Raw genomic sequence first — 14,707 nt, 5'->3', positions numbered from 1 at the left:
TGGTTAGATGCCGAGCATGGAAAGAAAGCTTGGCCTGCTGCTGGCGTTCGTCGTGCTTCTGCAGTTCGGGTATCCGCTCACCCACTACGGCGAATGGTGGACGGCCGCGTACCTGCTGTTCTACGGCGGCATGATCTTCTTCGGCGTGCAGGTGGTGCGCGGCCGGGGCCGAGCGTGCACACCGACCATGGTCGTGGGGCTGCTCTTCGCCGCTTTCGCGCTGTGGTTCGCGCTCGCCCAGCACAGCACGGTGGCGTACGCCGGAATGCTCCTCAGCGTGGGGACTTTCATGCTGCTGCTGATCGTCGAGCTGATGGCCTTCGTCTTCCGTCGGTCGAATTCCGGCGGGCTCGCGCTGATCCTCGCGGCGGTGTGCGTGTACCTCATCCTGGGTGGCTTCTTCGCCACGGTGTTCTCGCTGATCGAGCTCGCGGCGCCGGGCAGCTTCAGCGACCCGCAGAACACCGAGATGAGGTTCCAGCAGTTCATCTACTACAGCTACGTCACCATGGCGACGCTGGGCTATGGCGAGATACTGCCGGTGGCGCCGTGGGCGCGCGCCCTCGCGTCGCTCGAGACAGTGGTGGGCACCATGTTCCTCACGATCGTCGTTGCCCGGCTGGTCGGGGTATGGGCGTCGCAGGCACCGCTTGCTGAGCGCGACGACGCATCGCGGGATTGACGCAATCGCTCGCGCCTAGCCCGTCGGCGGCGGGGGCCGGTGTGCCGTGCGCCCGATCGGCGGCAAAAGCACGGGTAACCGCCAAACGCGATAGAAATCTGGCCGGGTTCCCGGCAGCTTCTATCGCGTTTGCGACCGGGGCCCAGCGCCAGAGCGCCTAGCCCGTCGTCGGCGACTGCCCTGCCACCTGCCCTTCGAGCAGCTAGCATCGGGGAGATGAGCATGGCCGATCTTGTTGCCTCCGAACTCCGTGCCCGAGGGATCGGGGAGGTGCTCGCTGATTCCACCACGATCGCCGCCTACTCCTCCGATGCGGGCCTCTACCGGGTGCCACCGATGGTGGTGGTCCGGCCACGGCATCACGATGAGGTCGCCGCCACTCTTGATGCGTGTCGCGCCAACGGCATTCCCGTGACAAGTCGCGGCGGCGGTACTTCCTTGTGCGGCAACGCTGTCGGTACTGGCGTGGTCATCGACTTCTCGCGGCACATGAATCGCATTCTCGACATCGATCCGGATGCGCGGACCGCCACTGTCGAGGCCGGGGTGATCCAAGTCGACCTGCAGCAGGCGGCGAAGCCGCACGGATTGCTCTTCGGCCCCGACCCGTCGTCCTACACGCGCTGCACCATCGGCGGCATGATCGGGAACAACGCCTGCGGCACTCGCACCCTCGGCTATGGCAAGACCGTCGACAACATGGTCTCCGCCCGGATGCTCACCGCCACCTCCGAGGACTTGCGCATCGACTCGACCACTGCTGGGCGTGACCTGCGACGGGGCCCGGCGTTGCTCGATGACCTCGAGCGCGTCGCCCACAGTGATCTCGCGACGATCCGTACCGAGTTCGGGCGGTTCGGGCGGCAAGTATCCGGCTATGCCCTCGAGCATCTGCTGCCCGAGCGGGGCTTCGATGTGGCGCGCATGCTTGTGGGCAGCGAGGGCACCCTCGCCGTGGTCACCGAGGCCACCGTCTCGCTGGCCACCGAGCCCCGCGCCAAGATGCTCGTGGTGCTCGGCTATCCCGATATCGGCACGGCGGGCGATGCCACTCCCACGGTCCTGCGATTTGGGCTCACGGCCTGCGAGGGCATCGACAAGCGGATCACCGATGTGGTGCGGGAGCGCCGGGGCGCGCATGCCGTGCCGAGCCTGCCAGCGGGGGAGGCGTGGCTCTTTGCCGAGGTCACCGGCGACTCCCGTGACGAGGCCCGCGCGAAGGCCGAGCAGCTCGCGGCTGGAGCCGGGGCGGTCGGCACGCTCATCGAGGAGGACCCCGCCACCGCGGCCGCCCTGTGGCGCATCCGTGCCGACGGCGCTGGCCTGTCCGCCCGCAGCCCCGCGGGCAAGCCCGCCCACGCGGGCTGGGAGGACGCCGCCGTGCCGCCGGAGATGCTTGGCTCGTACCTGCGCGATCTCGACGCGCTGATGGCGGAGTTTGGCTGCACGGGCATTCCGTACGGCCACTTCGGCGATGGCTGCATGCACATCCGCATTGATCTTCCGCTCGATATGCCCGATGGGCGCAAGGTCTACCGCGAGTTCGTCACTGCTGGTGCCGAGCTGATCGCCACCTACGGCGGCTCGCTGTCCGGCGAGCATGGTGATGGCCGGGCCCGCAGCGAACTGCTGCCCTACATGTACTCCGACCGGGCCATCGCGCTTTTCCAGCAGGTCAAGCGCGTCTTCGATCCCGAGAACCTGCTCAATCCCGGGATCATGGTCGAACCTGCCGCGATCGATGCTGATCTGCGCATCCCCGCGGCGCCGCCGCTGCGCCGGGATCTCGCGTTCGGCTACCACGGCGACGGCGGCAACTTCACCCAGGCCGTGCACCGCTGCACCGGCGTCGGCAAGTGCCGGGCCGACAACACGGGCACCGGCGGGGTGATGTGCCCGTCCTACCTCGCCACCCGCGAGGAGAAGGACTCCACCCGAGGCCGCGCCCGCGTGCTGCAGGAAATGCTCAATGGCACCAGCGTCAAGGGGGGATGGGCGTCACCTGAGGTCCATGAGGCGCTCGACCTGTGCTTGTCCTGCAAGGGCTGCCTATCGGACTGCCCCACCGGGGTGGACATGGCCATGTACAAGGCGGAGGTCCTGCACCAGACCTACAAGAACCGGGTGCGGCCTCCCTCGCATTACTCGCTGGGCTGGTTGCCGCGCTGGTCGCGCCTCGCCGAGATCGCACCGGGCCTGGTCAATACCGTCACCCGCGCTGGGGGACAGGTCGCGCTGAAGGCTGCCGGTGCCGACCCGCGCCGCAACATTCCCGCCTTCGCCCCGGTCACCTTCCGCGAGTGGTTCCGCCGCACCGCCGATCAGCGCGCGACCACCGGGGACCCGGTGCTGCTGTTCGTCGATTCGTTCACCAACCACTTCACCCCGCATGTAGGCATCGCGACGGTCAAGCTGCTCGAGGCCGCAGGGATGCGCCCGGAGATCACCGAGCGGCAGCAATGCTGCGGGCTGACCTGGATCTCCACCGGCCAGCTCGACGCCGCGCGCCGCATCCTCGGCCGCAGCGTCCGTGCGCTGCGCGACCATGCCGCTGGCGGGATTCCCATCGTCGGGATGGAGCCGTCCTGCACCGGGGTGTTCCGCTCCGACGCCGGCGAGCTGCTTGGCGAGAAGACCGCAGCGCCCGTCGCCGAGAACATCCGCACCCTCGCCGAGCTGCTCACCGAGCGGGGGTGGCAGCCGCCCCGCCTCGATGGCACCACGGTTGTTGCCCAGCCGCACTGCCACCATCATGCCGTGATGGGCTGGAACGCCGACGCCCGGCTGCTTGCCCAGGCCGGAGCCACCGTGCAGCGCCTCGGCGGCTGCTGCGGCCTCGCGGGCAACTTCGGGGTGGAGCAGGGCCACTACGAGGTATCGGTCAAGGTCGCCGAGCACCAGCTCCTTCCTGCGGTCCGCGAGGCGGAGAACGGGACGATCGTGCTCGCCGACGGGTTCTCCTGCCGCACGCAGCTCGCGGACCTCGCGCCCAAACCCGGCCACCACCTCGCCGAGTTGTTTGCCGCGATGCTCCCTGAGGACTAGCTACCGCGGCTCGAGCAGCACGAGGGGAATCTCACGGGACGTGTTCTTCTGGTAGCCGCCGTAGTTGCGGGCACGGCGCACCACCTCGGGCCATAGCTCTGCCCGCTCCTCCTGCGTAGCGGTCCGGGCGCGCACGGGAATGCGCGTGCCGTCGCGGATGATCTCCACCTCAGGCTGGGCCCGCAGGTTGTGGTACCAGGCAGGGTGATGATCGTCCCCGCCACGGGAGGCCACCACGATGAGGGTCTCGCCGCGCTGCAAGGGAGAAGTCAGGTAGCAGATGCGCTCCTCGCCGGACTTGCGGCCCACGGTCACGAGCTCGATCACCGGCATCCCCGCGATCGAGTTGCCGAGGCGGCCGCCGGATACCTTGACGATGCCCCGGTGCACGACATTCATGGTCTTGAGCATGAGATCACTTGGCATGCATACAGCCTATGGCGGCCCACGACCGCCACGCGGCATCCAGGCAAACAGGATCGCATGGACCCTATGCGGAGCCGGTGCGGAGTGGGACAATAAAGAGTCGGGAAAGGCCCTGGACCGGGCGAGCACGGCGACAGTTGCGGGACGTGCCACATATGGTCACATCGCAGGCGAGCATACGGAACCGCAAGCGCGAGTGGATGCGCGAGAGCGTCCCACCCGCAGCGATGATGCTGATCGCGATCGCCTGCTGGTGGTGGCTGGCGACCCGCACCGCGATGACCGGCAGCGAGATGCCTGCCAGCGACATGACTGGTGCCGGGATGGACATGCCAGCGCAAGGCATGACCATGACCTTCCTGGGCTTCATCGTCGCATGGGTCGTGATGATGACCGCGATGATGTTCCCCGCTACCGCGCCGGTGGTGCGGATCTATGCGCGGGCCGCCGCGATGGGCCGCGTGGCCCCGGTGCCGTTCTTCGTCATCGGCTACCTCGCGGTGTGGTCGGCGGTGGGCCTTCCCGGATATGTGGCCTGGCAGCACTGGGACGGGCCCATCCAGGCGGCGACCCCCTCAGCGGCACGGGTCGCCGGGATCGTCGCGCTGCTCGCCGCGGCCTATCAGCTGACCCCGCTCAAGCAGGCGTGCCTGGCGCATTGCCGCAGCCCGCTTGGCTTCTTCCTCCACCACGGCAAGCATCTCGATCGGCCCACCGGCGCCATGGTGGCAGGACTGCGGCACGGGGTCGTGTGCCTGGGCTGCTGCTGGATGCTGATGGTGCTGATGATCGCGCTCGGTGCCATGAACCTGCTGTGGATGGTGGTCGTCGCTGTCATCATCCTGATCGAGAAGACCGCCCCGCACGGCCGCGCACTGGGCATGGCCGCGGGATTGGTGTTCGCCGCGCTCGGTGTGGCCTTGCTGGTATCACCGGGCCTCGCGGCGATCCTGATGTGAGAAAGGGGACCTTATGTCCGCGACCATGCAACAAACACGGTGGCACCTCCGAGGCACCGGCTATGAGTTCTGCAGCTGCCAGCCCGGCTGCACCTGCAATTTCTCGGGATTCCCGAGCTCCTCGGATGGTGCCTGCAAGGCGATGGTCGGAAACCACATCGTCGACGGCCGTTGCGGGGATGTCGACCTCGCGGGGGTCAAGGCGATCGCAGTGGTCGACTGGCCCCACGCGATTCATGACGGCGGCGGGCGCGCGGTGTTCATCGTCGACCCTGCCGTCAGCGAGGAGCAGGTCGAGTGCCTGAGCCAGATCTATACCGGTTCCCTCGGCGGTGACCCGTGGGCGATCCTCGGCACCACGTTCGAGGTGGTGGGCCTCGAGCGGGCCCCGATTTCCTTCGAGGGCGAGGGCATCGATCAGGTCATGACCGCGGAAGGCCATGGAAAAGCCGCGGGCCGGAGCCTGCGCAATCCCGTCACCGACGAGACGCACGAGGCGCGCATCGTCCTTCCCGATGGCTTCATCTGGACGGAGGGCAACTGCGGCATCGGCAGCTTCGAGGTGAGCGCGGGCGGCCTGTCGCTGGCGTTCACCGACACGAACTGGATCGGCTACGACTTCGATTGGAGCAACGACTAGCCGCACCGGCCATCGCGCGCCGTGATTGTCGGTGCGCGAGGCCATAATGTGCAGCGTGGATGGTTCGACGCGCTGGGTGCTGCACCTGGACATGGATGCGTTCTTCGCGTCCGTGGAGCAGCTAGCGCGGCCCACGCTGCGGGGGCGCCCGGTGCTCGTTGGTGGGGCAGGTGGGCGTGGCGTGGTGGCGGGAGCGAGCTACGAGGCCCGGGTGTTCGGCGCGGGGTCGGCGATGCCGATGCATCAGGCGCGCGCGCTGGTGGGGGTGACAGCGGTGGTGCTGCCGCCGCGTGGAGCGGTGTACTCCGAGGCGAGCAGGCGGGTGTTCGCCGAGGTGCGGGAGATGATCCCCGTGATCGAGCAGTTGTCGCTCGATGAGGCATTCGGCGAGCCCGCGGAGCTGCGCGGCGCTACGGTGCGCGAGGTCGAGGAGTATTGCTCGTTGCTGCGGGCGCGGGTGCGGGAGCGGACGGGGCTCGAGGCATCGGTGGGCGCGGGGCCGGGCAAGCAGGTCGCCAAGATCGCCTCGGGCATGGCCAAGCCCCAGGGGCATCGAGTGATCGCGCCGACCGAGCAGCTTGACGTCCTCGCGCCGATGCCGGTGCGCAAGCTGTGGGGCATCGGCCCGGTCGCCGAGCAGCGTCTGCGAACGATGGGCATCACCACGATCGGCGAGCTCGCAGCGATCAGCACGGAGGAAGCGAGCAGGCTGCTCGGATCGGCAGTGGGGGGCGCGCTGCATGAGCTCGCTCGCGGGATCGACAATCGTCCCGTGACGGAACGGGCCGTGGCCAAACAGGTCAGCGCGGAGTCAACCTTCGCCCGGGATCTCATCACCAGGAGCGAGGTGCGGTCCGCGATCACGTCTACCGGCGTCGCCGCGCACCGCAGGCTCGAGCGCGATGGTCGCGGCGCCCGCACTGTCACTGTGAAGCTCCGCAAGGCCGACATGTCCATCCAGTCCCGCTCCACCACGCTCACGCACGCCACCGGCGACAAGGACATCCTGCTCGGCGCGGCCCACAAGCTCGCCGTCGACCCCGCCACCTTCGGCGCCATCCGCCTCGTCGGCGTCAGCTACTCCGGGCTCAGCGACACCCGGCAGGAGATCCTCTTCCCCGAGCTCGACGTCACGCCGGAACCGGAGGAGACCCAGGACGTGGCGCTGCCCGCACGATACGAGTCCGACTACTGGCCCGGTCTCGATGTCCATCACCCCGAGCACGGCCACGGATGGGTGCAAGGCAGCGGGCACGGGGTGATCACCGTCCGCTTCGAGACCCGCACGACCGGGCCCGGTCCCGCACGCACCTTCCCGCTCGATGCGCACGCGCTCGCCCCTGCGGACCCGCTCGCCAGCCTCGACTGGGCGGGGGCCGCGGACGGCTAGATTGCAGCCGCATTGCGATCGCACCAATCCGGCAGGGCCAGCGCGGCGAATCCTTGATGGAAGATCAAAATTCAACCATTGAGGAGCAGCCATGCTCAAGATCTCCAAGACCCAGCTAGCCGCGCTCGCTACAGCAGGCGTGCTCGCCGGCGGCGTCGTGACCGTCGGCACCACTTCCAACTTCCTCGACCGCTCCTACACCCCGGGCGAGATCGTGCTCGTCCAGGACAGCAGCGTGACCGCCGAGGAGCTCCGCATCATCCTCGAGCGCCAGCTCGGCCAGCACGCCATGCTCGCGATCGAAGCCATGCGCGCCGGAGTTTCCGGGCAGCCGCAGTTCGATGCCGCGGCGGCGTCCCTCGGCCAGAACACCGAGGATCTCACCGAGTCCATCCGCCTCGTCTACGGCGACGAGGCAGCCGGGCAGTTCAACGAGCTGTGGAGCAACCACATCGGCTTCTTCGTTGACTTCACCGTCGGGCTCGCGGAGGACGACCAGCAGGCCCAGGACGAGGCCCTCCAGCGGCTCGATCAGTACCGCGCCGACTTTGGCGGCTTCATCGACGGCGCCACCAATGGCGAACTGCAGGGCGAAGCAGTCGCTGGCCTCCTGCAGGAGCACGTCAACCAGCTCGTCGAGCAGGTTCGTGCCTATGCCAACGAGGATTACGCCACCGCAGCGGCCCAGACCCGCGAGGCATACGCGCACATGTTCGGCACCGCCCAGGGCCTTGCCGGTGCCATCAGCGCCACGCAGGATGGGATCAGCGGACCGGTGGAGAGCCAGGCAATCGACCTGCGCTCCGGCCTCGGCCAGCTGCTCGGCGAGCACGCTCAGCTCGCGGTCCAGACGATGCGTGCTGGCGTTTCCGGCGGCGAGGACTTCGAAGCCCTCGCAGGTGCTCTCAACGAGAACACCCAGGACCTGACCGCATCGATCAGCAGCGTGTTCGGTGAGGAAGGCGGCCAGGCGTTCATGGAGATGTGGTCCGACCACATCGACTTCTTCGTCCAGTACACCGTTGGTGTCGCTGAGGAGGACGAGCAGGCCCAGGAGGACGCGCTCGCGCGACTGTCGCAGTACCGCCAGGACTTCTCGCAGTTCCTCGACACCGCCTCCAACGGCAACATCCCCGCCGATGTCGTCGCCGACGGCCTGCAGACACACGTCAACCAGCTTGTCGCGCAGGTCGACGCCTACCACGCCGGTGACTACGAGACCGCCTTCAGCGAGGCATACGACGCCTACAACCACATGTATGGCACCGCCGAGGCTCTCGCCGCAGGCATCGTCGCCTTCATGGGTGACTCGGCCGGCGACTCCATGCCTGCCGGCGGCGTGGAGACCGGTGCTGGCGGAGCGGTGAAGTAAGCACCCTCCACCTCGCCCGACAGACCCTGCTGGTGGCACGAGTAGACCTTGTGCCACCAGCAGACTCATTCAGGGGGACCAATCATCATGCTTCGAAGACTCGCTGCCGTTCTCGCCACCTCGGCGGTACTGGCCACCGGCTGTGGCGCTACCACTGATGACATGGCGCCCCCGCCGGGAGCCGCCGCGTCCCAGACCGTTGGGAACCTCGACAGTGTCCGGGACTTCCAGTCGGTGCGCGAGCAGCGCGACACCGCGCCACCCGCCCGGATCAGCATCCCCGCGATCGGCATCGACATGCCCCTCGCCCGCACCGGGCTGAACCCGGACAACACCCTCACCGTCCCGGAGTTCGGCGATATCAGTTGGTACGACAAGGGCGCGACCCCCGGCGAGCCAGGGCCCGCGGGAATCCTCGGCCACGTCGACAGCCGCTCCGGCCCGGACGTGTTCTACCGGCTCAATGAATTGCGCCCCGGCGACACCGTCACCATCACCACCACTGATGGCGAGGCCCTGGTCTTCACCATCACCGGCATCGAGCAGCATGCGAAGGCACTGTTCCCCACCGAGGAAGTGTGGCTGCCGACCCCCGAATCGGAGCTACGGCTGATCACCTGCGGCGGCGAGTTCGACGAGGGCGCGGAGAGCTACCGCGACAACATCATCGTCTTCGCAGAACTGACCAACTAGGAGTACGCCATGCGCACCACTATTCCCGCGACAGCAATCGCAGCCGCCCTGCTTCTCACCGGATGCGGCGCCGGCAACGACGCCGCGGATACCGCAGCGGGCACCTCCACCGCCTCGGCAAGCACTAGCGCGGCCGAGGGGACCACCGAATCGACCGCGGTCGTTCCGTTGCCTGGCACTGCTGAGCCCGTTACGCCGCCAGCGACCACGCAGGCTCCGGCACCGCAGGCACCTGCCCCGTCGGCTGATGCGGTGCAGCGAACCGTCGACATCATCGACTTCGAGTTCGAGCCCGGGACCCTCACCGTGCCCGTCGGATCGACCATCACCTGGGTGCAGAAGGACGACTCCCTGCACACCGTGGACTTCACCGACGGCACCGAGTCCGGTGACCTCACCCAGGGCCAGACCTACAGCCGCACGTTCACCGAGCCCGGCACCTACGACTACGTGTGCTTCTACCACCCGCGGATGACCGCCACCGTCGTCGTCGAGTAGCGGCGCGGTGCCTGGATCGCCCACACCAACCAGAGCGCCCAAACGCGATAGAGGCTGGGCGAAATACCAGGTCCGCTTCTATCGCGTTTGACAGGTTCTATCGCGTTTGCGGACGATCGAGCGCAGCGGGCCGCGTTGCCGAGGGGTTCACGCGGCCCGCTTAGCTTCTACGCCTTTGACAGGTGCCGGTAGAGGGTCGTGCGCGAGACATCCACAACCGCAGCGATCTCGGCGAGAGTGGCTCCGGACTCGCGCATCCGCTTCGCCTGGCGCAGCTTCGCCGGGGTGAGCTTGGGCGGCCTGCCACCCGTGCGGCCGCGGGACCGGGCCGCGGCGAGCCCTGCGTTGGTGCGCTCCCGGATGAGATTGCGCTCGAACTCGGCGAGAGCACCAAAGATATGGAAGATCAGCTTGCCGCCGGGGGTGGTGGTGTCGATGGACTCGGTGAGCGACTTGAAACCGACGCCCCGGGCATTGAGATCCTCGACGGTCTGGATGAGGTGCGGCAAGGAACGGCCGAGCCGGTCGAGCCGCCACACCACGAGCGTGTCACCGGGGCGCAAGGCATCAAGGATCGCAGCGAGCTGGGGGCGCGTAGTGCTCGCGCCGCTGCCGGTCTCGGTCCAGATGCGGTAGCAGCCAATCGCATTCAGCGCGTCCTGCTGGAGGCTGGTCGTCTGGTCGGTGGTGCTCACGCGCGCGTAGCCGAGGAGTTCGCCCATGATCGGCAAGTGTTGCACAACTAGGCCGCTAGGGGTTTTGGCAACACGGCACCAAGCGCTCCACCGTCACATCCGCGACAGCCGCTGAGCAGGGGCATCGCGTAGCCCTACTGGGCCCGAACCCGGGAAAAATGCCAGTCGATGACCGTGCGAGCGTAATCGGCGGGTGCCTCGAGAGGCGGTGCGTGACCCACACCGTTCAGGACAACCGCGTGCCAGTCGGGCCGCTGCGCCGTCCACTCATCGATCGACGCGCGGGGAGCGAGGCGATCCTCGTTGCCCACGATCAGGAGAGCCGGCGCCGTGACGCGGCGCATCGCATCGAGCGCGGATCGCCGCCGGACGAGAATCAGCGACATCAGCGAGGCGTATACCGTGACCAAGCTTCCCATTCGCTTCGGCTCGACCGCCGACATCTCGTCCCGCATGAGACTAATGATTTCCGGCGACATTCTCGTCATGTCACCGCCCGCACTCCATTTCCCGTCCGCGATCGACGCGGGATCGGCTAGCTGCCGCTGCGAAGCTGCGAGGATGCGCCGTCCCGATAGGCGTAGCAGCACACGGACGACTGGCGGCACAACTGCCAGTCCCACCCTGCCGAGGGTTCTCCACATGCGCGCCTCGCGGTGGCCCAGCGGGGGAGGAAGTGCCGGCGCCACGAGCACGAGCGCATCAACCCGTTCGGGTGATTGGTCGGCGAGCAGCAACGCGATCATCCCGCCCGCCGACCAGCCGTGGACCACGACCCGATGGAGCTCGAGCACGTCGATGAAACCGCGCAGGAACGCCGCGTTGGTCTCGATGCGCGCCGCGCGCCGGTTCGGTAGCGCAGTGTGGCCGGCCAGCGTGCCGGGCAGGTCTATCGCGATCGCGTGCGCGTGTGGCCGCAGTTCCGCGAGCACATCGAGCCACTGCGAGGCGCCGCCAGCTGCGCCGGGAACGAGCAGGTGGACCGGCCCAGCTGGCGTCCGCGTGCGGTCGGTTACCAGGTAATGAACCGTCGTGCCGAGCACATTGACTGTCTCGCTGCGAATTCCGGACCAGCGGCCGACCCGCTCACCCCAGTCGGCGTACCGCATCGGCCCAGGCTACGCCGTGGCCTAGGCAATTGGCTAGGGCCGGGGGTGCTCGCGCGTGCCTTGCCGACAATTCCCGCGAGAATCCTTGACCAAAGCTATGAACTGGTGTTCACTTCTTCTATGGCATACCGCCAGACACCTGCCGTCAAGGCGCGTCTCGACCAGACAAAGCGCTCCATCGTCACTGCCGCGACCGAGCTGATCCATGACGACGGCTACGCGGGCTGCTCGATGGCACGGGTCGCCGAGCGCGCTGGTGTCGCGACCGGCACGATCTACCGGTTCTTCCCCAGCAAGGGGGAGCTGTTCGCCGAGGTGTTCCGCATCGCGGTCGCGCGCGAGGTGGCAGCGGTGACGGAGGCAGGCAACCGCGCGCTCGCCGGGTGCTCGCCGCATGAAGCAGCGCTCGCCGCCGTCCGCACGTTCTGCCACCGTGCGCTCAAATCTCCCAGGCTCGCCTACGCGCTGCTCGCCGAGCCCGTCGATCCGCTGGTCGACGCCGAGCGCCTCGTTTTCCGCGCCGCCTTCACCGACCTGTTCGCGACCGTCGTCGATGCAGGAATCGGCCGCGGAGAGTTCCCGCCGCAGGACTCACGAATCTCCGGCGCCGCCATCGTCGGAGCGATCAACGACGTACTGCTCGCTCCACTGGTCCAGCATGCCGACCCCGCGGCCACGATCGCCGAGCTGGAGGCATTCGTCTCCCGCGCCCTCGGCGCCACCATCAAGCCAGGCAAGATCAACTCAGGCAAGTCAACCCAGGCGAGGTAGCCAACCATGCCCACCCATGAAGTCCTCAACCAGGCAGTGCAGGCCACCGGCTACAACCCGGCGAGCTATGCCCCCATCCGTGAAGCCCTGGAGCGCTGCGGCGCGCTCGACCGCTGGGAGGAGGTGGAGCACGCGGGCGCGCTCGCGAGCACCCAGCACGCGCTCGACCTCGGTGACCTCGCGGAGGCGCACCCCCCGGTGCTCAGGACCCACGACCGGTACGGCTTCCGCATCGATGAGGTCTCCTACGACCCCGCCTACCACGAGCTGATGACGCACGCGACGAGCCTCGGGCTGCACGGCACCCCCTGGGTCGACCCGGCACCGAACCCGCACCTCGTCCGCGCGGCGAAGATGATCACGTGGGGCCAGGCAGACGCCGGCCATCAGTGCCCCATCTCGATGACCTACGCCGTGGTTCCAGCGCTGCGGCACAACCCGGAGCTCTCCGCGCAGTACGAGAACCTGCTCGCGGCCCGCTCCTATGACCCCGTCCTCGCGTCCCCGGACACCAAGACGTCACTGCTCGCGGGCATGTCGATGACCGAGAAGCAGGGTGGCTCGGACGTGCGGGCCAACACCACCCGTGCTGTGCTCCAGCCCGACGGCAGCTACCGCATCACCGGGCACAAGTGGTTCACTTCCGCGCCGATGTCCGACTTCTTCCTCACCCTCGCGCAAACAGACGCTGGGGTGACCTGCTTCTTCGTGCCGCGCGTGCTTCCCGACGGCACCCGCAACGCCATCTCGCTGCAGCGGCTCAAGGACAAGCTCGGCAACCACTCGAACGCCTCGAGCGAGATCGAGTACGACAACGCGACTGCCTGGCTCGTCGGCGAGGAGGGCCGCGGCGTCCCGACCATCATCGAGATGGTCAACATGACCCGCCTCGACTGCACCCTCGGCTCAAGCGTCCTCATGCGCCTCGGCGTCCAGCAGGCAACGTTCCATGCCGCGCACCGGCAGGCGTTCGGGGCGTTTCTCATCGACCAGCCCGCCATGCGCAACGTGCTCGCGGACCTCGCTATCGAGGCCGAGGCAGCAACCACGGTCGGCCTGTGGCTGGCCGCGCTCACCGACAAGGCAGCGGCGGGGGACGAGCACGCGACGGCACTGCGCCGGATCAGCCTGGCCGTCTCCAAGTACTACGTGTGCAAGCGCGGCCCGGTGCACGCCGGGGAGGCGCTCGAATGCCTCGGTGGCAACGGATACGTCGAGGAGTCGAGGATGCCACGGATCTATCGCGAGGCTCCGTTGATGTCGGTCTGGGAGGGCTCCGGCAACGTCGCCGCGCTGGACACGCTGCGCGCGATGGCGAAGCAGCCCGAGACGCTGGAAGTGTTCTTCGACGAGGTCAAACGCGCGGCCGGGGCCGACAAGCGCCTCGACCAGGCGATCTCCGAGCTCCAGGCCCAGTTCACGGACTTCGAAACCATCCAGTACCGCGCCCGCCGGATCGTCGGCGGTATGGCGAAGGTACTGCAGGGGTCGCTGCTCGTGCGCTACGGGCATTCCGCGGTCGCCGATGCTTTCACCGCGAGCCGGCTGGGCGAGCACTGGGGCGACGTGTTCGGCATCCTGCCCACCGGTATCGACACCGGAACGATCATCGATCGCGCGAACCCCAAGGTGGCCTCATGACAGTCACTGTCGAGCGGCGCGGGCCGATCTCCGTCATCACCCTCGATCGCCCGGAAGTCCGCAACGCCGTCGACCACCACCATGCGCGCGCGCTGACCGACGCGTTCCAGGAGTTCGATCGCGACGAGAGCGCTTCTGTCGCAGTGTTCCACGGCGCGGGCGGCAACTTCTGCGCCGGAGCCGACCTCAAGGCCGTCGCCAAGGGCGACATCGATATCGCGGAGCCGGGAGAGGAGGGACCAGCTGGAATGGGACCCACCCGCTTGCTGCTCAGCAAGCCGGTGATCGCCGCCGTCGACGGCTATGCGGTGGCCGGTGGACTGGAACTGGCTATCTGGGCCGATCTCCGCGTGGCCGATCCGGATGCGACGTTCGGGGTGTTCTGCCGCCGCTGGGGCGTGCCCCTCATCGACGGAGGAACCATCCGGTTGCCGCGGCTCATCGGGCATTCGCACGCTCTCGACATGATCCTCACGGGTCGTCCGGTCGGCGCGGAGGAAGCCCGACGAATGGGTCTCGCGAACCGGATCAGCGCACCGGGCAAGGCCCTGGACGAGGCCATCGAGCTCGCCGAGCAGCTCGCGCAGTTCCCCCAGACCTGCATGCGGCAGGACCGGCTATCGAGCTACGAGCAGGAGAGCATGCCGCTCGACGAGGCGATCGCCAACGAGTGGCAGCGCGGGATGACCTCGCTGGTCGACGCATTCTCCGGGGCTGGGAAGTTCGCCTCCGGCCACGGTCGCCACGGCAGCTTCGCCGATTCCAGTACGACCGAGAAGTAGAGGG

At 68.0% G+C, this 14,707-nt stretch carries 14 protein-coding genes; 11 read left to right on the top strand and 3 right to left on the bottom strand.

Features of this window, described 5'->3' with window-relative positions; translation table 11 throughout:
• Positions 1-16 precede the first annotated feature (16 nt).
• Together QC765_RS12115 and QC765_RS12110 are read left to right on the top strand one after the other, a co-directional pair.
• Entirely contained in the window at positions 17-682 is a 666-nt protein-coding gene (locus QC765_RS12115) for a potassium channel family protein (protein ID WP_278314699.1), read from the top strand.
• 216 nt (positions 683-898) lie between these two features.
• Complete coding sequence (locus tag QC765_RS12110; RefSeq protein ID WP_278314698.1) at positions 899-3,727, top strand: FAD-binding and (Fe-S)-binding domain-containing protein; 2,829 nt, start codon at positions 899-901, stop codon at positions 3,725-3,727.
• Here the strand turns inward: QC765_RS12110 and QC765_RS12105 are convergent, their stop codons facing one another.
• On the bottom strand, positions 3,728-4,153 hold the full coding sequence (locus tag QC765_RS12105) for a nitroreductase/quinone reductase family protein (protein WP_278314697.1): 426 nt from the start codon (positions 4,151-4,153) through the stop codon (positions 3,728-3,730).
• 200 nt (positions 4,154-4,353) lie between these two features.
• Here QC765_RS12105 and QC765_RS12100 point away from each other — a divergent pair, with 200 nt between their 5' ends.
• From QC765_RS12100 to QC765_RS12075, 6 genes are all read left to right on the top strand, one after another.
• Positions 4,354-5,112 carry a DUF2182 domain-containing protein gene (locus tag QC765_RS12100; protein ID WP_278314696.1) on the top strand — a complete coding sequence of 253 codons (759 nt, stop codon included), beginning with the start codon at positions 4,354-4,356 and terminating at the stop codon, positions 5,110-5,112.
• 13 nt (positions 5,113-5,125) lie between these two features.
• Complete coding sequence (locus tag QC765_RS12095) at positions 5,126-5,752, top strand: DUF1326 domain-containing protein (RefSeq protein ID WP_309297302.1); 627 nt, start codon at positions 5,126-5,128, stop codon at positions 5,750-5,752.
• Positions 5,753-5,807: 55 nt separating this feature from the next.
• Positions 5,808-7,142, top strand: a complete 1,335-nt coding sequence (locus QC765_RS12090) for a DNA polymerase IV (protein WP_373876745.1) — start codon at positions 5,808-5,810, stop codon at positions 7,140-7,142.
• A 91-nt stretch (positions 7,143-7,233) separates the two neighbouring features.
• The gene (locus QC765_RS12085) at positions 7,234-8,514 is read left to right on the top strand and encodes a hypothetical protein (protein WP_278314694.1); all 1,281 of its coding nucleotides are present in this window, start codon (positions 7,234-7,236) and stop codon (positions 8,512-8,514) included.
• A gap of 87 nt (positions 8,515-8,601) precedes the next feature.
• The gene (locus QC765_RS12080; protein WP_278314693.1) at positions 8,602-9,207 is read left to right on the top strand and encodes a class F sortase; all 606 of its coding nucleotides are present in this window, start codon (positions 8,602-8,604) and stop codon (positions 9,205-9,207) included.
• A 9-nt stretch (positions 9,208-9,216) separates the two neighbouring features.
• The gene (locus QC765_RS12075) at positions 9,217-9,705 is read left to right on the top strand and encodes a cupredoxin domain-containing protein (protein ID WP_278314692.1); all 489 of its coding nucleotides are present in this window, start codon (positions 9,217-9,219) and stop codon (positions 9,703-9,705) included.
• A gap of 167 nt (positions 9,706-9,872) precedes the next feature.
• Here the strand turns inward: QC765_RS12075 and QC765_RS12070 are convergent, their stop codons facing one another.
• On the bottom strand, positions 9,873-10,427 hold the full coding sequence (locus tag QC765_RS12070) for a recombinase family protein (protein WP_192037469.1): 555 nt from the start codon (positions 10,425-10,427) through the stop codon (positions 9,873-9,875).
• Between the two features lie 107 nt (positions 10,428-10,534).
• Entirely contained in the window at positions 10,535-11,509 is a 975-nt protein-coding gene (locus tag QC765_RS12065; protein ID WP_278314691.1) for an alpha/beta fold hydrolase, read from the bottom strand.
• Positions 11,510-11,629: 120 nt separating this feature from the next.
• Between QC765_RS12065 and QC765_RS12060 the strand changes: the two genes are divergently transcribed.
• Genes QC765_RS12060 through QC765_RS12050 form a run of 3 tightly spaced genes read left to right on the top strand, consistent with a single transcriptional unit; the run spans position 11,630 to position 14,703 of the window.
• The gene (locus tag QC765_RS12060) at positions 11,630-12,280 is read left to right on the top strand and encodes a TetR/AcrR family transcriptional regulator (RefSeq protein ID WP_278314690.1); all 651 of its coding nucleotides are present in this window, start codon (positions 11,630-11,632) and stop codon (positions 12,278-12,280) included.
• A gap of 6 nt (positions 12,281-12,286) precedes the next feature.
• Positions 12,287-13,921 (top strand): acyl-CoA dehydrogenase family protein, encoded by a 1,635-nt coding sequence (locus QC765_RS12055; RefSeq protein ID WP_278314689.1) that lies wholly within the window; start codon positions 12,287-12,289, stop codon positions 13,919-13,921.
• Positions 13,918-14,703, top strand: a complete 786-nt coding sequence (locus QC765_RS12050; RefSeq protein WP_278314688.1) for a crotonase/enoyl-CoA hydratase family protein — start codon at positions 13,918-13,920, stop codon at positions 14,701-14,703. The genes QC765_RS12055 and QC765_RS12050 overlap by 4 nt, the downstream gene beginning before the upstream one ends.
• The last annotated feature ends 4 nt before the right edge of the window (positions 14,704-14,707 follow it).

This window comes from Hoyosella levis, from assembly GCF_026008515.1.
GTDB lineage: Bacteria > Actinomycetota > Actinomycetes > Mycobacteriales > Mycobacteriaceae > Lolliginicoccus > Lolliginicoccus levis.
This window is presented reverse-complemented; position numbering and strand designations above follow the sequence as displayed.